This is a genomic window from Desulfovibrio sp. (assembly GCF_019422935.1).
Taxonomy (GTDB): Bacteria; Desulfobacterota; Desulfovibrionia; order Desulfovibrionales; family Desulfovibrionaceae; genus Desulfovibrio.
This window is the reverse complement of the sequence record NZ_JAHZCJ010000007.1, coordinates 194,342-217,020: the sequence shown is the minus strand read 5'-3', so window position 1 is coordinate 217,020 and position 22,679 is coordinate 194,342. Positions and strand designations below refer to the sequence as shown.

13 protein-coding genes and 1 tRNA gene are annotated in these 22,679 nt (G+C 56.8%); 9 read left to right on the top strand and 5 right to left on the bottom strand.

Annotated elements, in window-relative coordinates; translation table 11 throughout:
• The first annotated feature begins 299 nt into the window (after positions 1-299).
• On the top strand, positions 300-797 hold the full coding sequence (locus tag QZ383_RS10655; RefSeq protein WP_291445317.1) for a GNAT family N-acetyltransferase: 498 nt from the start codon (positions 300-302) through the stop codon (positions 795-797).
• Between the two features lie 126 nt (positions 798-923).
• On the opposite strand, the gene QZ383_RS10650 is transcribed toward QZ383_RS10655, so the two are convergent.
• Together QZ383_RS10650 and QZ383_RS10645 are read right to left on the bottom strand one after the other, a co-directional pair.
• Entirely contained in the window at positions 924-2,189 is a 1,266-nt protein-coding gene (locus QZ383_RS10650; protein ID WP_022659670.1) for an AMP-binding protein, read from the bottom strand.
• Positions 2,190-2,337: 148 nt separating this feature from the next.
• Positions 2,338-3,732 (bottom strand): chloride channel protein, encoded by a 1,395-nt coding sequence (locus QZ383_RS10645; protein WP_291445315.1) that lies wholly within the window; start codon positions 3,730-3,732, stop codon positions 2,338-2,340.
• A 172-nt stretch (positions 3,733-3,904) separates the two neighbouring features.
• Here QZ383_RS10645 and QZ383_RS10640 point away from each other — a divergent pair.
• The 8 genes from QZ383_RS10640 to QZ383_RS10605 all read left to right on the top strand — a co-directional run bounded on the left by QZ383_RS10640 (position 3,905) and on the right by QZ383_RS10605 (position 13,400).
• Positions 3,905-3,980 (top strand) — tRNA-Phe (locus tag QZ383_RS10640).
• A gap of 376 nt (positions 3,981-4,356) precedes the next feature.
• Entirely contained in the window at positions 4,357-5,781 is a 1,425-nt protein-coding gene (locus QZ383_RS10635; RefSeq protein WP_291445314.1) for a LuxR C-terminal-related transcriptional regulator, read from the top strand.
• Between the two features lie 211 nt (positions 5,782-5,992).
• The gene (locus QZ383_RS10630; protein WP_291445313.1) at positions 5,993-6,556 is read left to right on the top strand and encodes a molecular chaperone TorD family protein; all 564 of its coding nucleotides are present in this window, start codon (positions 5,993-5,995) and stop codon (positions 6,554-6,556) included.
• Positions 6,549-8,819: a molybdopterin-dependent oxidoreductase gene (locus QZ383_RS10625; RefSeq protein WP_291445311.1), complete on the top strand. Its 2,271-nt coding sequence runs from the start codon at positions 6,549-6,551 to the stop codon at positions 8,817-8,819. The genes QZ383_RS10630 and QZ383_RS10625 overlap by 8 nt, the downstream gene beginning before the upstream one ends.
• Entirely contained in the window at positions 8,816-9,373 is a 558-nt protein-coding gene (locus QZ383_RS10620; RefSeq protein WP_022659675.1) for a 4Fe-4S dicluster domain-containing protein, read from the top strand. Before QZ383_RS10625 ends, QZ383_RS10620 begins: the two co-directional genes overlap by 4 nt.
• Positions 9,374-9,377: 4 nt before the next feature.
• Positions 9,378-10,166 (top strand): DmsC/YnfH family molybdoenzyme membrane anchor subunit, encoded by a 789-nt coding sequence (locus QZ383_RS10615; protein ID WP_291445309.1) that lies wholly within the window; start codon positions 9,378-9,380, stop codon positions 10,164-10,166.
• Positions 10,167-10,426: 260 nt separating this feature from the next.
• Complete coding sequence (locus QZ383_RS10610; protein ID WP_291445307.1) at positions 10,427-12,001, top strand: alkaline phosphatase; 1,575 nt, start codon at positions 10,427-10,429, stop codon at positions 11,999-12,001.
• 121 nt (positions 12,002-12,122) lie between these two features.
• Complete coding sequence (locus QZ383_RS10605; RefSeq protein WP_365861738.1) at positions 12,123-13,400, top strand: YibE/F family protein; 1,278 nt, start codon at positions 12,123-12,125, stop codon at positions 13,398-13,400.
• A 105-nt stretch (positions 13,401-13,505) separates the two neighbouring features.
• On the opposite strand, the gene QZ383_RS10600 is transcribed toward QZ383_RS10605, so the two are convergent.
• The 3 genes from QZ383_RS10600 to QZ383_RS10590 form a co-directional block, all read right to left on the bottom strand.
• Positions 13,506-17,480 carry a transporter substrate-binding domain-containing protein gene (locus QZ383_RS10600; RefSeq protein WP_291445306.1) on the bottom strand — a complete coding sequence of 1,325 codons (3,975 nt, stop codon included), beginning with the start codon at positions 17,478-17,480 and terminating at the stop codon, positions 13,506-13,508.
• A 225-nt stretch (positions 17,481-17,705) separates the two neighbouring features.
• The gene (locus QZ383_RS10595; RefSeq protein WP_291445305.1) at positions 17,706-19,943 is read right to left on the bottom strand and encodes a methyl-accepting chemotaxis protein; all 2,238 of its coding nucleotides are present in this window, start codon (positions 19,941-19,943) and stop codon (positions 17,706-17,708) included.
• Between the two features lie 698 nt (positions 19,944-20,641).
• The gene (locus tag QZ383_RS10590) at positions 20,642-22,402 is read right to left on the bottom strand and encodes a methyl-accepting chemotaxis protein (RefSeq protein ID WP_291445328.1); all 1,761 of its coding nucleotides are present in this window, start codon (positions 22,400-22,402) and stop codon (positions 20,642-20,644) included.
• Positions 22,403-22,679 lie beyond the last annotated feature (277 nt).

Below are 22,679 nucleotides of genomic sequence, written 5' to 3'. Positions count from 1 at the left end.
GGAAGAATTTCGCGCAAAGAATATAACCTGTAACTCATTGAAAACCACTAACTTACAAGTGGTATGCGCAGTGGGGTAAGGTCAGTATATGTGGAAAAAGCAAAGGGTCGCATGTGCATAAGCAAGATAGAATCTTCCCTTAGGCCTAATTTTCGCGCGCCTGTGTACTGATTCACTGCAATTATTGGTTGGCGGAGGTTTTTGCCATGCGCTCCTTAGGTTGACATCAAATTAGTACAAAGCATAATCGGCTGGAGACATGGGCAAGCCAGAAAAATCACCAGTAAAGAGTAGACTGCATGCAAGAATTCACAGTTAGACGTGTTCGCCAGGATGATTTGGAGAGTATAGCTGAAATAGAATCCGTGTGCTTTCCTGCGGCTGAAGCCGCCTCACGGGCCTCCTTTAAGGAAAGGATTGCGGCTTTTCCTGAGTCTTTTCTTGTGGCTGAAGTCGGCGGTAGATTGGTGGGGTATATTAATGGATGTGCTACCGATAGCCCCGTCATATACGATGAACTCTTTTATAGCACGTCTCACCACAATAAGACTGGTGAAAACCTAACTGTTTTCGGGCTGGCTGTGATTCCAGAATTTCGGAAACAAGGCGTTGCCTCTCAGCTCATGAAGAATTTTGTGCAAACAGCTAAAAAGTTAGGCAAAAAGAAAGTTATACTGACGTGCAAAGAGCAACTGATTCGCTACTATGAATGCTTTGGTTATGTGAATGATGGAATTTCGAAATCAAGTCATGGCGGCGCGCAGTGGTTTGATATGACGCTTGCGCTTGATACGTAAAGTAAACTGTAAAAATTGCAGTGTGGAAAAGTGTTCTGCTTCTTTTTCCACGCCCTTTGCGATTCCTTTAGAATTGCCAAAAAACAAGCCCGGCTTTTGGCCGGGCTTGTTGCGTATATCTGCGGGTTAATCCCAGTGACGCTTGTCTTCGATGGGTCTGATCTGCGGGGGCAGGCTGCCGGGAGCCAGCACGCGCAGTTCGGGGCGCAGTTTGATCTTTTCGCGGAACTGGTGCAGCAGCTCTTCTTCGCGCTTGAAGCCGCTGGTTTCCACAAACAGGGTCATTTCGTCGATGCCGCCGGGGTTGGTGACTTCGATCTGCCAACGTTTGATTTCTTCAAAGCGGCTCATGACCTGTTCAACCTGATGCGGGTACACAAACATGCCCATGATGCGGGCGGTGGTGTCCACGCGGCCCACAATGCTGCCAAGGCGCGGGCTGGTGCGGCCGCAGGCGCAGGGGCTGCGGTCAATGTACGAAAGGTCGCCCGTGGCAAGGCGGATGAGCGGGTAGGTCTTGTTGAAGGCCGTCACCACGATTTCGCCCACTTCGCCGTCCTTCAGCGGGATGCCCGTGTCAGGATGGCAGATTTCCACGTAGCAGCGGTTGGCAATGTGCAGGCCGGTTTTGTGGAAGCATTCGTAGCCGATGCAGCCCACGTCGGCGGTGCCGTAGCCCTGACGCATGACGAGGTCGTACTTCTTTTCCATCTGGGAGCGCATCTTTTCAGACAGGCGCTCGCCGGTGACAAAGGCCACTTCGAGGAAAAGATCCTTGCGCAGGTTAAGGCCTTTTTCTTCGGCCTTTTGCGCAAGGTGCATGAGAAAGCTGGGCGTGCCCACATAGCCGGAGACGCGCAGCTTCTGCATGATGTCGAGCTGGGTGGCGGCGTCTGTGGGGCCGGCGGGAATAACCGCGCAGCCCAGGTTGCGCAGCGGCTCTTCAAACATGAGGCCAGCGGGCGTCAACTGGTAGTTGAACGTGTTCTGCACGGCATCGCCGGGGCGGAAGCCAACGGAATAGAAGGCTTCGGTGTAACCCCAGTAGTCTTCTCCACGGTCTTCGGGATCGAAGATGGGCCCAGGCGACAAAAAGATGCGCTTGAGCTCGCCGATATCCTTGGTCAGCAGACCGCCCAGGCGCGGCCCCATGGACTGAAGGAAGATAAGTTCTTTCTTCTTCAGGATGGGAATGTGCTTTATATCGGTAAGTGTTTTGAATTTCTCCACATTGAACTGCGCACGGTCGAAGCGTTTTTTAACGTCTTCTGAATAGCGGTATGCGTAGGAGAGCAAATCTTTGAGCTGAATAAGGCAGTACTGGCGACGCTCACTTTCGTCCAGTACTTCTCGGCGGCTGTATATGCCTTCTGTGCGGTCTTTACGGGTCATACCTACTCCATGGGGCGCGGTTGGTTTTGCAATTGGTGAACATAGACACTCCAATTCCAAAACGCAAGCATTTTTTTAAAAATTCAAACATAACAAATAGTTATATGAATAAATTTTTTGCGGCATCGTGCCCCTTTTGCACGACCTTTCATTTTTGCAGTTGTGTTGCGTTGCCTGACGCATCGGTATCATTGCCATTTTTGTCGCTTGGGGCTGCCGCGCCAGCCAGATCAAGGCAGCGGGCGCGCAGGCTGTCGTACACAGGTTCGGAGCGCAAGGCATTGGCGGTGAAGGCGGCAATATAAGCCGTGAGCACCACCGTGGGGATGTTGTGGAACGATCCTGTCATTTCAAGCAGCAAAAATGCGCCGGTCAGCGGCGCGCGCACGGAACCGGCAAAAAGGCCTGTCATGCCGAGGGTCAGCACTGTGGCGGTCTGCTCCGGGCTGATAATTCCGGCAGATTGCAGGCCCGAGGCCATGCATGCCCCGCCAATGGAACCCATGAGCAGTACGGGCATCAGCAGGCCGCCGGAAACGCCGGAGGCAAAGCTTATCCATGAAAAGGCCATCTTTACCGCCAGCAGGCCAAAGAGGCCCAGCAAGGGCAGGGGCAGGCTCTCAAGCTGCAAGGTGCTGAAGCCAATGCCCACAAGCACCTGCGGGCATAGATAAAGCAGCGCGCCCGCCAGCATGAAGGGCAGGAGCACGCGCAAGGGGCGGGGCATCAGGGGGCTGTGGTCGGCCCAATGGGTGAGGCGCAGCAGTATCAGATTATAAAAAGCGCCCAGAACGCCCATGGCAATGCCGACAAAGGGGATGACCCACCACTGCGTCCAGTGGATAAAGGGCTGTTGCGCAAAGGGGAACACCAGGCCGAATCCGAGCAGAACCTGCACCACAAACCATGCGGCAAGGGCGCACACGCCCGTAAACAGCAGCATGGGGGCGCTGAGGATGGTTTTCATTTCTTCAAACGCAAAGAACATGCCCGCCAGGGGCGCGCCAAAGGCGGCGGCAAGCCCGGCAACGCTGCCCCCCACAAGATAACGCGGCAGGCTCTGCCCACTGCGCTCGCCCCACAGGTGCCCCACGCCAGCCCCCACGGCCGCGCCCATCATGATGGAAGGCCCCTCGCGGCCCACAGACAGGCCGCCGCTGAGCGAAACGAGGGTTCCGCCAAATTTGCACAGCAGCACGCGCAGCCAGTTCATGCGCATCTGCCCGCGCACCATCAGCTCCACCTGCGGAATGCCACTGCCGCTCACAAGGGGTTCAAGGCGCAGGGCCAGCAGTGCCAGCAGAGCCAAGATCGCCAAGCCGCCGAAAATCCAGGCAGCCGCAACAGGGTCATAAAGGTCGTGCTGGCGTATGGTGTGCACAAGCGCGGCGTTGATGTGGTCGTAAGCAAGGCGAAAAAGGCCGATAACGCCGCCAGTGACGCCGCCGGTAACAAGGGCCTGCATGATGACGCGCTTGACGCCAATGTTGCGCAGGGCATCGAGATCCCGCAATGTTGGGGGGATGGGGCTGTGAAAAGGCACGATAAATCCTTGATTTGATCTGTTGACGGGGGAAGTATGGCCGGAAGAAAGCCATATTTCAAGCCGTTGTACAAAATTCTTAAAAAAAAGCTTGCCAAAGTCAGCGCAAGTAGATAGAAGACTTTTCCAGCCGCTGTGAAAGAGCAAACGCTCTGGCGGCAAGCCCTAATGGGCCGAGGTAGCTCAGTTGGTAGAGCAGGGGACTGAAAATCCCCGTGTCGGCAGTTCAATTCTGTCCCTCGGCACCATATAGATTTCAAGGACTTATGCATGATTTGCATGAGTCCTTTTTCTGTTTCTTGGCTGTTTCTTTCCCCCGTTCTCCCCCCTTAGTGGTGCAGGACTGCACGTAACCTGTGCTTGTCCTCCTTATGCCCTTTCCTCCCTGCCATGCATATGGGCGGCAGCGCCCGTAACTGCTTTTATTGCCAGCCCTTCGCCATGCCGCGCTCGGTCTGCCCTTTCACGCTCTTGACAGAAAGAGTGAATGTGCGTCACATTTTTATTAGTGTGCCGCTTCCAGTCTCCATTTATCTCGTGCGCCCCCGTCCCATGCCCGCAACCAGTCCTTGCCCTGAATCCCGCGTAGCCCTTTTTGCAAGCCCCATGCGCGTTAAGGCAGCCATGTCAAAAGCGACCCCCGATAGTCATACATCCCACCTAGCGGAGCAGAATGCGTCTTCCGGTCTTTTTGACCTGAGCGGCGAAGAGTGGCGGTGCGCGCTTGGCGCGGTGAACCACTTTGACGACTGCGCCGAAGTCTTTCTCGGGCAGTGGACACTGCGCATGAAGGCTGCGGGCTACCTGTCCTTCACCACGGCCAGGCGGGAAGACTGCATGACCTCCTGCGACGGACTGCTGGACGCGGTGAAAGGCCATGCCGACCGCAACACGCCGCCTTCGTTCGAAATGCTGCGCACCAATGCCGACGGCTGGGCCGATGCGCTGAAAAGCTCGGGTCTGCGTCATTTGCGACGGGGCATCACCAGCAGTATGTTTCTGGGTTGCTACAAGACCTTCACTCTGGCGGTGCAGGATGCCCTTGAGGCCCTGCCGCGCCTCGCGCCTGAGGTAACGGAGCGCGCAGCGGCCCTGGCCGCGCGGCTGGTGGAGGTTTACAGTCAGGCTTTTGAAATAGTGTGGATGGAAGCCTGCATGCAGGCCGCCCAGAGCGCCCACTCCATTGATCAGGACGAGCTGTTTCGCCTGCTGACCGTGGAAAAGTGCCGCTTTGAAAACGTGTTCAACGCCACGTCCGACGGTGTGCTGGTCATGGATTCCGCCTGCCGCATAGTCACCGCCAACCGCTCCTTGCGGCAGTATGCGGGCGAGAACCTTGAAGGCAAATACATCTGGGATGCGCTTGGTCTGGAAGAATCAGACGCAAAAACATTTTTTGCCCGCTACAAGGTGGGGCAGACCGTCGAAATTTCCCCCTTCGGCAATGGCTTGGTGTTCCGGCTTTCCATGGCTTCGTTGGGGGACCTGAGCATGGCAAGCTCCGGCGACTTCTTGCTCCTGCTGAACAACATAACGCCGCACGTGTTGCACAGGGAAATGCTTGAAGACGCGGTGCAGCGGCAAACGCAGGATCTTCAGCAGGAAAAGCAGCGTCTTGAAGAGCTGAACATCACCCTGCGCAACGTGCTGCGGCATGTTGAGGAAGAGCGCTGCCAGCAGAGCGATGAGCTGGCCGAAAACGTGCGCAGCTTTCTGTGGCCCGCCCTGGCGGAGCTGGGCAGGGAGCAGGATGCCACAGCCCGCAAACAGGGAATCGAGCTTGCGCGCGAGCAGCTTGAGCGCATCCTTGGAGGCACAGGTTCCGCGCAGGAGCAGCTGGTTAAAGACAAGGGGCTGAGCAAGCTGACCCTCGCCGAGCTTAAAATCTGCCAGTGGATCCAGACCGGGCGCACGACCAAGGAGATTGCCGCCATCCTGCGCATTTCGCCGGAAACTGTGCAGACCCACCGCAGAAACATCCGGCGCAAGCTTGGCGTGCGCGGGCACGATACCCAGCTTGCCATGTACCTGATTACCAGTCAGGCCTGAGGCTCTGCCGGATTGCATCCGCAGTCCGGCTTCTCTTCATTTCGCTCCTTCATTTTTCCCTTCCTACCCAATGCCGATTAATCGGGTATAGCTGCATACCCGATCTCTCACCAAACATTCACTCTGGCGCACTGCACACAGAGCGGGCATTTTAATAACGTATCAAAATGCTCGTGATGCCCCGCGTGGGGCGTCCTGCCCGGAGGCTTGAATGTCCCCATCATTACCAGAAATGCAGACCCTGGCTCAGGCCTTGCGCGACTTTTTCAGCAGCAAGGATGCTGAGGCGCTGGCTGCGGCGGCCACGCGCTTTGCGCCCGTGGAAATCCTGCCCGACAGCATAAACTGGCAGGCGGAAGAGTACGCCTTTAACCGGCTGTTTGTGGGGCCGCAGGCCGTGCCTGCGCCGCCCTACGCCTCGGTGTATCTGGAAGCGGAACCCCGACTTATGGGCAATGCCGCAACAGATATGCGCGAAATGCTGCAAGCCCTTGGCCTTGCCGCGCCGGAGGGTCAGCCGGACGACTTTATCGCCTGCGAGCTGGAAGCCTGGACTATGCTGACCTTGCTCTTGCGCCCCGAGTGCGGCGCCCCTCTGCGCGTCCATGCCCGTGAGGCCCTTGCCTGGCTTGTGGATGAGCACATGGCGCGGTGGCTTCCCGCTTTTGTGGAAAGGGCACGCAAGGCGGACGCGCCCACGCCCGCAATGCAGGCTGCCCTGCGCTGTCTTGAATATTGGCTGTGTCATTGCACGCAAAGGAGTATGTATGCATAAATCTGATTGCTCAAAAGAACGGCGCGGCTTCCTTAAAGGATTGCTGGCGACCGGGGCCGCGGGCGCGCTCGGCGGTGTTTCCGGTTCGCTGCTTTTGCCTGCGCGCAGCGAGGCAAAACCCTTTGACCCCTCGGCCTATCAGGTGTTTCGCAACGCCTGCCCCCGCAACTGCTACGATACATGCAGCATAAAGACCTACGTCAAGGACGGCATCGTGCAGTTTGTGGAGGGCGCGCCGGAGTCAACCTTCACTCACGGGGCCTTGTGCGTAAAGGGCTATTCCTATCCCCGGCGGGTCTACAGCCCTGACCGCATCAAGTATCCCATGATTCAGGAGGGCCGAGGCTCGGGCAACTGGCGCAGAATCAGCTGGGACGAGGCCATGGACCGGATTTCGGACAAGATTCTGGAGCTGAAGAAAAAGGACGGCAACCTGCTGGGGCTGGGACTTACCAAATATTCCGGCAATTTCGGCATCACCAACTACGGTGTTGAAGGCATGATGTCTTCCCTCGGGTACACCAGCCGTTTTGTGGGCACGCCCTGCTGGCCTGCGGGCATTGACGCCCAGAACTACGACTTCGGCGACATGTGGTGCAATGATCCGGAAGACATGGTCAAGGCCAAGTACATCATCGTGTGGGGCGCAAATCCGGCATGGTGTTCCATGCACTCCATGAAGTACATCTACGAGGCCCGGCAGAAGGGCGCCAAGGTGGTGGTTATTGACCCCATCTTTACCCAGACTGCGGCCAAGGGGGATGTGTACTGGCAGGTGCGCGCGGGCGGCGATGGGGCGCTTGCGCTCGGCATGGCCCGGCATCTGCTGGATGCCGGCCTTGTAGATCAGGATTTTGTCAAAAACCGGGCCGTGGGTTTTGATGAATTTGCGGCCTATCTGCGGGCCAACGTCACCGTGGAGTGGGCGGCGCAGGTTTCTGGCGTACCCGCCCATGAAATCCGCGCGGTGACAGAAGAATTTGCTTCGGCCCACCCCGCGACGGTGTGGATTGGCTACGGCATGCAGCGCCACACCAACGGCGGGGCCATGGTGCGCGCCGTGGATGCCTTTGTGGCCATGACAGGCAACGTGGGTGTTGAGGGCGGCGGCGCTCGCTACGGGCATTTGCAAACCTGGGGGTTCAACTATCACGCCATGACGCAGCAGCGCCCCGCAGGCTCCAATGGTTTTGTGGGCGGCGGCGGCCCCAAGGGCGAGTTTGACTTTGGCGGCGGGGAGAAGGCCGCCTACACCGACCGCTCGCTGAACATCAACAGGATTGCCCAGGAAATTCTGGATGCCAAAGATCCCGAGCTGAAAATGCTCTGGATATCCTGCAAAAATCCTTTTGCGCAGGATTTTGACCGCAACAAGCTGGAACGGGCCTTCAAGAAGCTGGATATGGTTGTCTCCGTTGAGCAGTTCTTTACGGAAACCGTGCGCCATTCCGACATCGTGTTGCCGGTGACAACGCTTTTTGAGGAATGGACGATAAACGTATCTTACTGGCACTACTGGCTTTCGCTCAACGAGCAGGCCATCAAGCCCATGCACGAGGCGCGGTCGAACATCGAAATCGCTGCGGCCCTCTCCCGCGCCATGAACCGCAAGGAAGCCGGGTCGTGCACCTTTCCGCAGGAAGTGGACGGCAAGGAATGGATGGCAAAGGAATGCAACAAGGGCATTTACGACCTGTTTGGCATCCCGAGCTGGGAGGCGCTGCGTCAGGGGCCGGTCAAGGCCAAGCGCAAATCATCTGCCGCATGGCCGGAAGGCACCTTCAAGACTCCCTCGGGCAAGTACGAGTTCAAGTCCGACCTTTGCGCCAAAAACGGCTTCAAGGCCCTGCCCGAATTTGTGGAAGGGCGCAAGGCCAACGGGCCGTTCCGGCTGCTGACTCCGCATGTGCAGTTTGGCCTGCACTCCCAGTTTATCAACCTGGACTGGATGGAAAACTTCTATCCCGAGCCATATGTCTACATCCACCCCAAGGCGGCGCAGGAGCGCGGCATCAGGGATATGGGCATGGTCAAGGTGTTCAACGGCATCGGCGAGGTGCGCCTGCGGGCGCGGCTCAGCACCAACGTGGCTACGGATTGTCTGGTCATGTACGAGGCATGGTTCCGCAAGCTGGACTTTAACGTGCAGAACCTTGTGGACGATTGCTCGTCAGACATGGGGGCCATGAAAACCGGTTCGCCGGGTGTTGCAATTCACGATCAGTTTGCAGACGTGATTGCGGTGAGCGGAGGCTTGGCATGAGTAAAAGACGCGCGTTCTTGATGGATATGGATAAGTGCATTGGCTGCCGCTCTTGCGCCATGGCCTGCAAAAACTTCAACCAGCTGGAGCCGGACATGGTCTGGCGGCAGGTGTATCCGCTGGACGAGGCCATTTATCCGCACCACGACAGGGCCTTTCTTTCGCTGGCGTGCAACCATTGCGAGCATCCCGCCTGTATGGATGCCTGCCCGACGTCTTCGTACGAAAAGCGGCCTGACGGCGTGGTCGTGCACCACAAGGAAACCTGCATCGGCTGCACCAACTGCATCCGTTCCTGCCCTTACGGCGCGCCGCGCTTCAACAAGGCGGAAAAGCATGCGGAAAAATGCAGCATGTGCCATGAGCGCCTCGATGCCGGACTGTTGCCCGCCTGCGTGCAGGGTTGCCCCACTGGCGCGCTGGAGCTTGTGGATCTGGAGCAGTTTGACGATACCAACGCCGTGCAGAATCCGGCTGGCTATCCCGCCATGCCGCGCCTTAATCCTTCCACCCGGTTTATCCTGCCCAGGATGCCGCGTCAGGTCAGGGGGTAAAACCATGCATTACGAATTCCCTCTTGTCTTCTTTACGGTGCTTACCCAGCTTGCCGTGGGCATGGCCGTATTTGCGGCTTTTGGAATGCTGCGTCCGGCTGCCGGGGCCGTAACCTCGGCCCCTAGACAGGCCGCAGGGCTTAGCCCCCTTGGCGGCAAGGAATGGTACGTTGTGGCCGGGGCCGCCCTGCTTGGGCTGGCGGCTTCCATGCTGCATCTGGCCCAGCCCTGGCGCGCCGCAACGGCGCTCACCAACATGGGCGGCTCCTGGCTCAGCAGGGAAGGGCTGGTATTCGGCCTGTTCGCCGCGCTGGCCTGCCTTTGCTGCTTCAAACCTTCGCGCCTGCTGTGTGTAGTCACTGCCGTGGCGGGGCTTGCGGGCATCATCATGCAGGGTATGACCTATGCCGTCATTTCCATGCCTGCCATCAGCAACGGCGTGCCCATGCTGCTCTTCGCCCTTACCAGCCTTTCGCTGGGCGCGGCCTTTGCGCAAAACCGGGTTGGGGTGCTGCGGGTGTTTCTGGGCATGCTCATGGCGGTGCTGCTGATTGTGCCCTGCGTGTGGGCCTCCGGCGGTGCGATCATGCAGGCCACGGCCCAGGCATGGCTGGCTTCGCCCCTGTTCTGGGGCGGGCTGGCGCTGCTGGGCGCGGCCTTTGGCCTGACCTACGCGGCGCGGCAACGCGCCTGCGCGCTTGGCCTGCTGGTGCTCTGCGCCGTGCTGCTCAGCCGCATTGTCTTTTTCAAGGATACCATCCACACCGCTACAGGCCTTGGCTTGCCCTACTAACGGGCTGATGACACCTTATGTGAACGGCCTGCCCGCTGCTGCGGGCAGGCCGTTTTGGCGTTGTCTTGCTTGTCAGAGCTGCGGTAACAGGTTGTACCGCGCCTGTCACGCAACATGCGGTTGCCCGTAACGCGGGCGTCACCCGCATGGGCGAGCGTTAGCCCATTGTAGAGCCCGCAGGCAGCCTTGTATGATTTTGGGGAAGGCTGGCCGATTTTCGGGGGCTTTCCACCATTGCTTTTATGCAGGAGGTTCGGGTCATGGCCCAGTTTCGTTGGCACAATGCCGCACGGGCGGCTTTTGTTCTTTGCGTCATGCTGTTCGGCTTTATGGGGGTTGCCCATGCGGGGCAGGCCAAGTACGTCATTCTGCTCATAGGCGATGGAATGGGCATGGCCCAACGCAACGCGGCGGAGCTGTATCTGGCTGCGCAAAAGGGCGACACCACCCCCGGCATCGTCAAGCTCAACATGAGCCAGTTGCCCGTGCAGGGCGCAACCACCACATATTCCATTGATTCGCTCATTACGGATTCCGCCGCTGCCGGAACCGCCATGGCCTGTGGCGTCAAGACCACCAATCGTGGCCTTGGCGTGGACGGCAAGAACGTACCCGTGGTTTCCATTGCCGAAATGGCGCGCGATAAGGGCATGAAGGTGGGCATCGTGTCCACCGTGTCGCTCGACCACGCCACGCCCGGTTCTTTTTACGCGCATCAGCCCAGCCGTAAAAATTATTACGAAATTGGCCTTGAACTGGCCGCGAGCCGCATGGATTATTTTGCTGGCGGCGGTTTTCTTGATCCTGCGGGCAAAAAATCCAAGATGGAAGGCGACAAGCGCAACGTGCTGGACGCCATCCGCGCCAATGGGTTCCACTATGTGAACAGCGCGCAGGATTTTCGCTCGCTCAAACCCGGCAAGGAACGCGTGGTGTTCGTCAATCCGCGCCTTCAGGACGAATCAGCCATGACCTACGCCATGGATGCCGCCAAGGACGATGTTTCGCTGGCCGAGATGTCGCGCAAGGGCTTTGAACTGCTGGATAATCCCAAAGGCTTTTTCATGATGATCGAAGGCGGCAAGGTTGACTGGGCCTGCCATGCCAACGATGCCGTAAGCTCCATTACCGATGTGCTGGCGTTTGACGCCGCCGTGGCCGAGGCCATGCAGTTCATGCGCAACCATCCGGATGACACCCTGGTCATTGTTACGGGCGACCACGAAACCGGCGGCATGTCCATCGGTTTTGCGGGCACCAAGTACGATTCGTACCACACCCGCCTGAAAAACCAGAAGATATCCTACGTGGCCTTTGACGAAAAATTCAACGCCTTCCGCAAGGCCAATCCGCAGGCAAAGCTGGAAGACGTGCTGCCGCTGGTGAAGGAAAACTTTGGTCTTGTGGTGCTTTCTGATGCGGAAGCCGCCGCCCTGCCCAAGGATGGCGACGCCGCCGGCATGGTGCTGAAACCCTACGAGGTGGACGAACTGCGCGCGGCCTTTGAGCGCAGCATGAAGGGCGGCGACAGCAAGAATATTTCGGATCAGGATTACCTGCTCTACGGCGAATATGAGCCGTTCACCGTCACCCTCACCCATTTGCTTAACCAGAAGTCGGGCATTGCCTGGACAACGTATTCCCATACGGGCGTTCCGGTGCTGACCTCTGCCGGGGGCGTGGGCGCTGATCGCTTTGGCGGGTTTTACGACAATACGGATATCTTTGCCCGCATGGCTGAAATCATGGGGATGAAGAAATCCGCCGCCGTTGTCAGCCCTGCCGTAAATACTGCTGGCAGCCCGGCAATAAGCCTGGCGACAGCCGCTAACTAACGAAGTCTTGGCACAAGACTGGCGTAGTGTTGCAGGCCGGGCGGCGGGGCTATATGCCTGCTGTCCGGCCTGTTTATTATGGCTAAAAAAGCAAAGACTCGAGTATAACGCAGGAGTCGTCATGGCCCAGCAGAGTGAAGAAAACGAATTGTCGGGCAGCTCGGCGGATGTAACCGGGGCAGATCAGGCGCATCCGCAAATACAGGCTCAATCGCTGGCCAAGGCACAGGTTGGGGCCGCCGCAGGGCATATGCCCTTGCGCTCCACCCGGCGCGATGCCCTGCTGTGTGTGGTGTTGGGGCTGGCCTGTCTTGCGCTGTATCTGCTGCCCACTGGTTTTGAAAACCGCCTGCCGGATAATGCGGTGCGCTGCCGTGCAACGGTGCTGAGCGTGGACAACGAGCGGGTGCACCAGTACGGCATTGTGCGCATGGGTACGCAATATGTGACCCTGCGGGGCATTGATGGCCCCTATGCCGGGCAGACATGGCAGGCGGGCAACGATCTGGTGGGCAAGATGGAGCTGGATAAAGTATTCGCCCCCGGCGACACAGCCCTGATGGTGCTTACCCTGCGGGATGGCAAGGTGGCCGATGTGGTGGCGCAGGATCACTATCGGCTGCACACGCAGGCCGTGGCCTTTGGCATCTTTGCCCTGTTGCTGCTGGCCTTCGCCGGGGCCACAGGCCTCAAGGCGCTGCTCTCCTTTGTATTTTCTGCCCTGATGATCTGGAAGGCGCTGGTTCCGGCCCTGCTGCGCGACGTGGATCCCATCCTGCTGGGGCTGGGCGTCACCACGGCCATAACAGCTGCAACCATCTTGCTTGTAGGCGGCATGAACCGGCGCGGGCTGGCTGCCTGGCTCGGCTCACTGCTGGGCATTGCCGCCACCTGTGGGCTTGCCCTGGCTTTTGCAGGGCCGTTCCACCTGCACGGGGCCGTGCGCCCCTATGCGGAGACCGTGCTCTATTCCGGCTATCCGCATCTGAACATGACGCGCATCTTTCTTGCCAGCATATTCATGGCTTCTTCCGGCGCGCTGATGGATCTCGCCATGGATGTAGCTGCCAGTATGGCCGAGCTGGCGGCGCAGAATCCCGGCATTTCCCGTCGAGCTGCGCTGGCCTCGGGCCTGCGAGTGGGTCGCGCCGTAGTGGGCACCATGACCACAACCTTGCTGCTGGCCTATTCCGGCGGTTATATAGCCACCTTGATGCTGTTCATGGCGCAGGGCATCCCGCTGGAAAACGCCCTCAACCTGCCCTTTGTTTCCGCTGAAATAATGAACACATTGGTGGGCAGCATCGGGCTTGTGACGGTTGCGCCCTTTACGGCGCTCACAGGCACATGGCTACTCATACGGCCCAGGCATGCAAACAGCGTCAGCGTTGGGGCCTAAGGCATCGGGCCAGCGCATCAAACGTAGTGCATCAGGGGCAGTTTGTTTGATGCAGTGGATGGGAAACAGTAGAGAGGAGTCAGTGCGAAGGGCGAGGAGGGGGCTTTATAAATCGATTGTTTGCCGTGGGGTGTCCGCATTGGATTTGCGGCACCAGCGCATGGCAACTTCTGTTAGAGCCGTGGGGTCGATGGGCTTGGAAATGTGGTCGCTCATGCCAGCCTTGAGGCATTTTTCCCTGTCGCCCACCATGCCGTGCGCCGTGAGGGCAATGATAGGCAGATGGCGGAATCCAGGCGTGGCGCGTACCATGCGTGTTGCCTCAAATCCGTCCATTTCGGGCATCTGTATGTCCATGAAAACAGCCGCGTACGCACCCTTGTAGATCATGTCCACGGCAATGCGGCCATTATCGGCAATATCCACCACAAGACCCATGCCTTCCAGCAGTTCCTTGGCCACAATCTGGTTGATTTCATTATCTTCAGCCAAAAGCACACGCTGACCTTCCAGTCCCTCTATAAACCTTGGCAGCTCGTTGCCAGCCAGCAGGCTGTATTCTGCCTGCTGGTTGTTGCGCGTGGCCTCCTGAATGGCGCGCAGCAATGTTGTTCTGCAAACAGGTTTGCAGAGAACATGATTGATGCCCAGGGCGGTTGCCTGCGCATTGAGTTTGCCAAGATTATGGACCCCGGTCAGGACGATAACGGGTATGTTCTGCAATTTTTTCAGCCGGGCTGCCGCTTTCAGATTGATTTTTTCAGACTGGTTGCAGTCGATCAGCGCGACTTCGTAGACCATGCCTGCCTTGGCGGCTTTTGCGGCAACGCGTGCGCCCTGAGTGCCGTCTGCCGCCTCGCCGTATCGCAGCCCAAGGCCAGCGAGGGTTTGCCCCAGTTTCTCCCTCCGGGCGCTGTCGCTGTTAATCACAAGGGCGCGCAGGCCAGAAGGCGCCTGCACCTCCGGCAGAGTGGCAAGGCCAACCGGGGGCAGGTCAAAGGATGCGGTAAAGAGAAATGTGCTGCCCTGATCGGGCTTGCTTTCAACCGTGATCGTGCCATCCATCATTTCCACAAGCCTTTTGGAAATGGAAAGTCCCAGACCTGTGCCGCCGAACCGCCGGGTTGTGGACATATCGGCTTGCGAAAATGCGTGGAACAGCTTTTGTTTCTGCTCTTCCGACATGCCAACGCCGGTGTCGCTGATGCTGAATAGCAGGGTTATTTTGTTGCCCACGGCACCGCACCGCTGCACCCGCACGCAAACCTCGCCCTGATCGGTAAACTTGATGGCGTTGCCCACAAGGTTGATAAGTACCTGCCCCAGCCGCAGAGGGTCGCCCATGAGGGTGAAGGGAACGTCCGGCTCCACGTCAATCAGCAGTTCGACCTTGCTCTCGGCCAGTTTGACAATGTCGAGGCTTGCCAGCCCTTGCAGCACTTCGTCCAGCTCAAAGTCCACATTCTCAATATCCATGCGGCCCGCTTCAATCTTTGAAAAATCCAGAATGTCATTGATGATGCGCAGCAGTGATTTGGCGGAATCCTTGATGCTGGAGAGGTAGCTGTGCTGCTTGCCCGTGAGTTTGGTTTGCAGGGCGAGATAGGCCATGCCGATAACGGCATTCATGGGAGTGCGGATTTCGTGACTCATGTTTGCCAGAAATTCGCTCTTGGCGCGGTTGGCTTCTTCCGCAGCCAGGGCAGCCTTTTGCATGGCGCGCTGGCTTTTTACAAGCTCTGTGACATCGCGGCAGTCTTCAATGGCCCCCAGCAGTTCCCCTTCGGGCGAAAGAAAGGGCGTAGCCACAATATCGCAGTAAATTTCATCGCCGTTCTTGCGGCGGCGCATGGTGGTTTCCGCAGCTTTGGGCGCGCCGTTAAGCACTCGCGTGACTGCGCATGTGGTGCATTTTTCTGAATTTTGCGTGTAGTCGGAACAGCGGACGCCGATCACTTCTTCCCGGCTGAATCCGTGCAGCTTCAGAAAAGCATCATTGGCCTGCAAAACAACGTGATTGGTGTCCAGCACGCGCATGGCGCTACCTGCGGCGTTGAATATCTGAGCCATCTCGGTCTGCGTGCGCAGGGCCTGCCGCTCGGCCTTGCGTCTCTCGGTAATGTCTGTGGCAGTAATGACAATGCCAAAGATGTTGCCGTTGTCGTCCTTGAGCGGAACCTTGCAGGTGTCAAGATCCCGCAGGTCGCCGCTGGCATTGCGGTAGGATTCTTCACAGGTAAGTGGTTCGCCGGTTTTCAGGATTTCTGCATCAGCAAGCGTTGCGGCAGCGGCTATTTCCGGGGGCAGGTTGTCTTCGTTCCGTTTGCCGATCATGGCCTCTGTCGGGCGGCCTATAAAGCGCTCAAACTGGCGGTTGACCAGTACATATCTGCCAGCCGTGTCGATCAGCATGACCATGCTTGGCTGGTTGTCCATAACCGTTTTAAGCTGGCGCTCCCTTTGGCGCAGGGTACTTAAGGCAATCTGGGTGGCCTGGCTTTCGCGCGCAAGCCTGTGGTTGGCAATCAGCATTACGCACACAAAACTGCCCACAAGCAGGGCAACCACGCCGCCCACCTGTTTGATGCGTTCCCAGTCAATGTCTTTTTCAAGCCGCAGGCTGCCCCAGCGTTGGGCCATTTCCAGCAGGTTGGTGTAGGGGATGCTCTCGTAGGCTTTTTCAAAAATTCTGGGAAGTTCTGACCAGTCAGAACGAAAGGCAATTTGCGCCGCATAACGCAGATCGGGCAGCCGGGTATGCCTGAGGTCGTTGCGCTCGCCGTTGGTCAGAAAAAAACTGATGGAAACAGAAAGGCCCACAACAGCATCGTAGCGCCCTGAACGCAGGCCATTAAGGGCATCGTCCATGACTTGCAGGGGAACCACAATGGCGCTGGGCACGAGTTTTTCCAATTGGATTGCCACGCCGGGGTATGCCAGCACGGCTACGGTCTTTTTTGCAAGGTCACGGGGGCTGGTAACGGAAAAGCCCGCATTGGCCCTGGTGACCACATCCAGCGGCAGATAGAACAACAGGCTGTGCTGGTGCGTATTCTCGTGCGCAGGCGGCAGCTTTTCGCTGAAGGGCACCACGTCTATCTGCTGGGTCGCCAGATCTGTGCTCAGGTTTCGGGTAGAAGCTTCGGGCTGGGGGATAATTTCCACGCCCAGAATTCCTGCGACAGCGCGAAGAATATCCGCGCTGATGCCGTCAAAATGCCCCTGTTTGTTGGTAAAGGCGAGCGGTGCTCCATCCTTAAGAAAACCAACGCGCCAGCGGGAATGGGTTTCAAGCCACTGGCGTTCATGTGTGCTGAGATTCAGAGGGCGGCGCACCCTGTTTATTTCCCGCATGGCGGGAACGCGCACCCAATACTCCTCCAGGGCAATGAGCTCCGCACGGGGTATCTGGGCCATGCCCTGTTCCACAAGCTCCAGAGTGTCCATATCGCCTTTGCGCACGCCGGGCCGGAGCGTGTCTTCCATTAGTGGGAAAGGCTCAGTGGAAAATTTTTCGTTGAGTCCCAGGCGGTCGATGGCACTGATAAGCGGCAAGAGCGGCCCGGCAACACCTTGAGCCAGACCGCCGCCCACAGCCATGAGCATATCCTTGAAGGATGTCAGCGACAAAAGACGCAGGGTGGGGTAGCGGGTGCGCAGATGCGTTTCAAGGATTGTGCCCTTGAGAGTGGCGATGACCGGTGCGGGCGTGCTGTCCAGATCAGCGCTGATGCCCGAAGCCATAATGATCACGCCGCGCGAGGAAAAGAGCGCTGGGCCGAAATCCAGCAGCAGGGAGCGGGTGGCGGTGCGAAAAAGTCCGCCGTGGATTTGCGATTGCCCTGAGCGGACATCAGTTAGCAAGTCAGGCCATTCCCCCATGCGAAATTTGACGTCTCGCCCGACCTTCTCGCCCCACAGTCGCCAGATATCCACAAGCAGGCCAGATGGCTCGCCGAACATGGATACGAAGGAATAAGGCTCGTTTTCACGGGGAAGGGAAACAATGATAGGGGCGTGGCTGTCGGCGGCCAGAGCGCGGGAAGGAACTGCGGCGGTCGTAATGGATGCGATCGCCATAAAAAGCAAAATTCCAGCAATAAAGCCGCGCATAGAATTCCTGGGCCGTTGGAGTTGTGTGCTTGTCAGGCTTGCCAGCAGTTTCAAAATATTATTTCAAAAAATGCAGCATCGCTGATTGGAAAATTCTCTCCTAGTTTAATGCAGTGAAAGTGAAGGTGTGTCAATGGCTTGCCCGGCCTCAGCGAGAGGAAGATCCGGGCAAGCCATTATGTATTACATTGATTATTTCTGTGTTTTCATTTCGTGAATGAGGTTTTGCAGTACTTTTGACTGTTGCGCAAGTTCAGACACGGCGCTTGATGCCTGTTCCATTGCCTGAGCTGTTTCAGCAGAAATTGCAGAAACCTGTTCAACGGACTTGTTGATTTCTTCGCTTGCCGCTGATTGCTGTTCACTTGCAGTCGCAATTGACTGTACTTGATCGTTAACCTGTTCAACGAGGTTGAATATCTGGCTCAAGGCTTCGCCGGAACGTACGGAAAGGTCTGTAGCGCTTTCGATGGTTACGGCAGCCTTGTCCACGTTGGCAATGTTTTTGCGGGTGCCATCCTGAATGTCGCGGATGGCCTGTCCCACTTCCTGCGTGGCGGCCATGGTCTTTTCCGCCAGTTTGCGCACTTCATCGGCCACAACTGCAAATCCGCGGCCGGCATCGCCAGCGCGGGCGGCCTCAATGGCCGCGTTAAGGGCAAGCAGGTTGGTCTGGTCGGCAATGTCGGCAATCACGTTCATGATCTGGCCAATGCCTTCAGCCTGCTTGCCAAGGGCGTTCATGTCTTCCTTGATGGCCAGCGACTGATCCCGGACAGTTTCAATGCCCTTGACCGCATCGCTGACGATATTGGAGCCCTCAAGGGCCTTTTGCTTGGTCTGGGTGGAGGCGTCCGCTGCCTGCTGGGCGTTGCGGGCCACTTCAAGCACGGTGGCGTTCATTTCTTCCATGGCAGTGGCGGTTTCGCGCACACGCCCAGACTGCTCGTCCGCACCTCGGCTCGATTGCTCAATCTGGGATGAAAGCTGCTGCGAGGCCGCAGTGACGATTTCCACAACGCCTTCAAGCTGCCCGGCAGCATGCAGCATGCCCTCGGCCTTGGCCCGCTCGGCCTGAGCCTTGGCGGCGTGGGCCTCCTGCATGGCGGCCTGCGCTTCTTTCATTGCTTTTTGGGCTTCTTCGCCCTTGGCGTGCGCCTCGGCTATCATTGCTTGCAGATTGGCAACCATGGTGCGCAGAGAGTTGGCCAACACGCCGATTTCGTCCTGCTGGTTCACCACCAGTTCCCCGCTGAAATCGCCTGCGGCAACACCTTCGGCGTAGTTCTTGGCCCTGATGAGCGGCCGCGTGAGGGAACCCGCAAAGAACCACAGGCAGATTATGCCCAGCAGGGCCACGCCTGCGCCGACCATGATCTGATTGAATGCATCGTTTTTGGCGCGCTCGTTGAGTTGCGCCTCAAGGGCATCGGCATCAGCCAGCACAACATCTCTGGGCAGCCTGACAAGTACTGACCAGAACTTGCCGGAGCGACCAAGCTTGACCGGGGCGTATGCCACAATGGACTTGCCGTCCACACTCAGCCCGGCATAGGCCTTGCCATCACGCACGTTGGGCATGACCTTGTCTGCATTGGGCAAGCCATTGCTCAATGCTTTGCCGACCATTGAGGCGTCACCGCTGTTGGCAACTACCAGACCGTCATAGCTGATAATGAATACGTCGCCCTTGCCGCCGTATATTTTGGCATCAACATCTTCTGCCATCTTCTGCAAAAAGGTGAGGCGCAGATCTGTGCCGGAAACGCCGAGGAACTTGTTGTTTTCCTTGACGGGCACGGAGATTGTGGTCAGCCATTCCGTTTTGCCCTGCACGATGTAGGGGAAGGGGTCAAGTACGCTTTCCTTGCCGGTTTCCCTGGGGCCAAGGTACCAGCCGCCCTTGCGCACGCCGTTGGCGTGCTTGGCATCGCTTTCGTACTCCACCAGCGCCTGGCGGCTGATCTTGCCTGTTTCATCGCGGTTCCAGTACGTAATAAAGCGGCCCGAAGCATCGTGGGCTTCTGTATTGGCGTACAGGGCATCCATGCCGTCAAGGGCGTTGGGTTCCCATGCGGAATATGAACCCAGATATGTGGGGTTGTTATCAAGGTTGGCGCGCAGAATTTTGACAAAAAGATCGCGCAGGTGCTCGCTGCCGAGATTGGCGCGCAAGACCTCGAATATTTTTCCTGTTGTGCGGGCGGTGTCAATGTTATCCTGAAGGGCCGTTTCCACAACGGAGGCCCTGTCTGAAACCAGAGATTCAAGTGATGAAATGGCGCTTTCTTCCAAAAGTTGTGAGACTCTGTGGGAAACAAAATCCTTGGTTTTGCTGGTGGAGTACAGCCCGAAAGCCATCAGAATGGCAGCCGTGACAATCAGCCCGAGACCCGCAGCCAGCGCAATTTTTTGTTTGATAGAACGCATAAGTCCTTGCCCCCCTGAGATTGGCGCCGAAAGATCGGCACAGGATTGTACCTCTATGCTATGAACAAAATTATTATTTATTGAGCGTTCAACCAATATGAATCTGCATTCAACTAACTTATCGGCTGATTATGTAATAAGATTAGAGCGAAGAATATGGCTTGTAAAGAATGTAATTGACTTAATCTGGTTGTGTGGGTGTGTAAAAAAAATTAACTGAATCGTATTTATAATTAACTTGTTTAATAAAAATGGATAAATTAAATTTTTGTTTGGAGTAAATGTAGATTTGAAAGTTGGAAAAAATGTTGTGAATGTAGAATCTCTATAGTAGTGGCATAACACTTAACAGCAAAATGATTTTAACATTTGTGGATTAATCTGCTGTGGCATTGTGGCGCGTTTTTGTATCGCGAGGTGTTGCGGCATCAGAAGAAGGCGGGCCACCAAAGCAAAAAGCGCCGAAAAAAATGGCGCTTGAATGGGTGACCATATCAAAATGGCAGGAATGTGGGTGCAGGCCGCACCCCTGATGTGTGAAAGCATAGGGTGAGCGAGTTTTTTCACCTTAACTCGCAGTCATGCCGCCAGTGGCTGGATAAACCCCGCAAAGCGGGGTTTGTCCGAAAGGTGTCTGCAAAGCCGGAGACCGGTGGTTGCAACAGGCGATTCTGCACGGTGCAAAGCAGCAGCTCTATCTATGCGGCTTGGCCCTGAGCCTTCATTTCAGAGATAAGGCCTTGCAGTACTTGCGATTGCTCCAGCAATTCGGAAACGGCGCGCGAGGCCTGCTCCATGGCCTGGGCGGTTTCAGCAGAAATAGTCGCCACCTGCTCCACAGACTGGTTGATTTCCTCACTGGCGGCTGACTGCTGCTCACTGGCTGTGGCGATGGACTGCACCTGGTCGTTCACGTGTTCCACAAGGGTGAGAATCTGTTGCAGGGAATCGCCTGATTTTACAGAAAGGGTGGTGGCGCTTTCAATAGACGTCGCCGACTTGTCCACGTTTTCAATATTCTTGCGGGTGCCTTCCTGAATATCGCGGATTGCCTGCCCGACCTCCTGCGTGGCGGACATGGTTTTTTCCGCCAGTTTGCGCACTTCGTCAGCAACCACGGCAAACCCACGCCCGGCATCGCCCGCGCGGGCTGCCTCAATGGCCGCATTGAGGGCCAGCAGGTTTGTCTGGTCAGCAATGTCGGCGATCACGTTCATGACCTGTCCAATGCCTTCAGCCTGTTTGCCAAGGGCATTCATGTCTTCCTTGATGGCCAGCGACTGATTTCGGACAGTTTCAATGCCCTTGACCGCATCGCTGACGATATTGGAACCTTCAAGGGCCTTTTGCTTGGTCTGGGAGGAGGCATCCGCCGCCTGTTGGGCGTTGCGGGCCACTTCAAGCACGGTGGCGTTCATTTCTTCCATGGCTGTGGCGGTTTCACGCACGCGGCTTGACTGCTCGTCTGCGCCCCGGCTGGACTGCTCAATCTGGGCGGAAAGCTGCTCGGAGGCGGTGTTGACAATGCCCACAACGCTTTCAAGCTGGCGGGCGGCCTGCAACATGCCCTCGGCCTTGGCCCGTTCGGCCTGTTTGCGGGCAGCTTCCGCCTCAAGGGTCGCCTGCTGGGCTTTTTTTGACTCTTCGGCTGCCTCGAGGCCTTTTTGCTCGGCTTCGGCTATTTTGGTCTTCAGCGTGGTCACCATGTTCTTCATGGCTCCAAATACGCCTTGCTCTGTGCGGGCCGGGTCAAAGCGCGCGTCCAGATCGCCGCTGGCGATTGCCAGGGCCAGCTTTGAAAGCGAGGCCGGTTCGTCGCCCAACTGGCGCAGCATGTTGCGGGCCATAGTAAAGCCCAGCCCAAGGCCCACCAGCACAGAGGCAATGATGCCAATAATGGTGATGAGGCGTGAGGTTTCATACATGCGCGTGCTGCTTTCGTTCAACTGATCTGTGCGCATGAGCTTGAAATCAACAATCTTCTGGATGTCTTGCGCCATTGCCGCCATTGTTTGTCGTGCCTGGGTAGTGGAAAGCTTTTGCGCCTGCTCGTTCAATGCGGCATCGCTCGTTTTACCGAGTTCGACAACTTTATCATGTACGGCAAGCCACGTCTGAGCAGATTGCAATACTTTACTGCACAAAGCCTTGCCTTCGCCCGAGGTGAAATACTTGGGCAGAGTTTGCATCATGCCTTCAAACACTTTGCGTTCTTTTGCAAGAACATCAAGATATCGCTGAATTTCTGCATCCTCATTGGTCAGGATAATATTTTTTTCTTCACGGAGAATTCTGAGGGCACTGATATTCATTGCACGGGCGGCATCAAGCCCTTTGACGTGCATGCTATAAAGGGTGTCAATGTCATCTGATAGCCTGCTAAGATTGCTTACGGCATACATACCTACAGCAACAGTAAACAATGAAAGAATCAGCGACAGACCGAATAATTTTTGCATAGTCGAGAGCTTAATCATTTTCCCCTCCGCGTCAGGGACGTGGTTGGCTGTGTGTTTGTAAGCATTGGGGGAACGCTTATGGCTAGAGTTCCATTCGGCATTTTTCTGATTTATTATAGAGTATCGTACAAAAAAAATTTCAAGAGTAAATGATATATGGTATTGTATGCTATTATTTTATATATGATAGTAATCAATATTATAGAGAGGTTGTGTGCAAAGTGCAGTTTTGGCAATTTGGTCAACCAAGCGGTGTGGTCAGAAATAATGTTGAAAA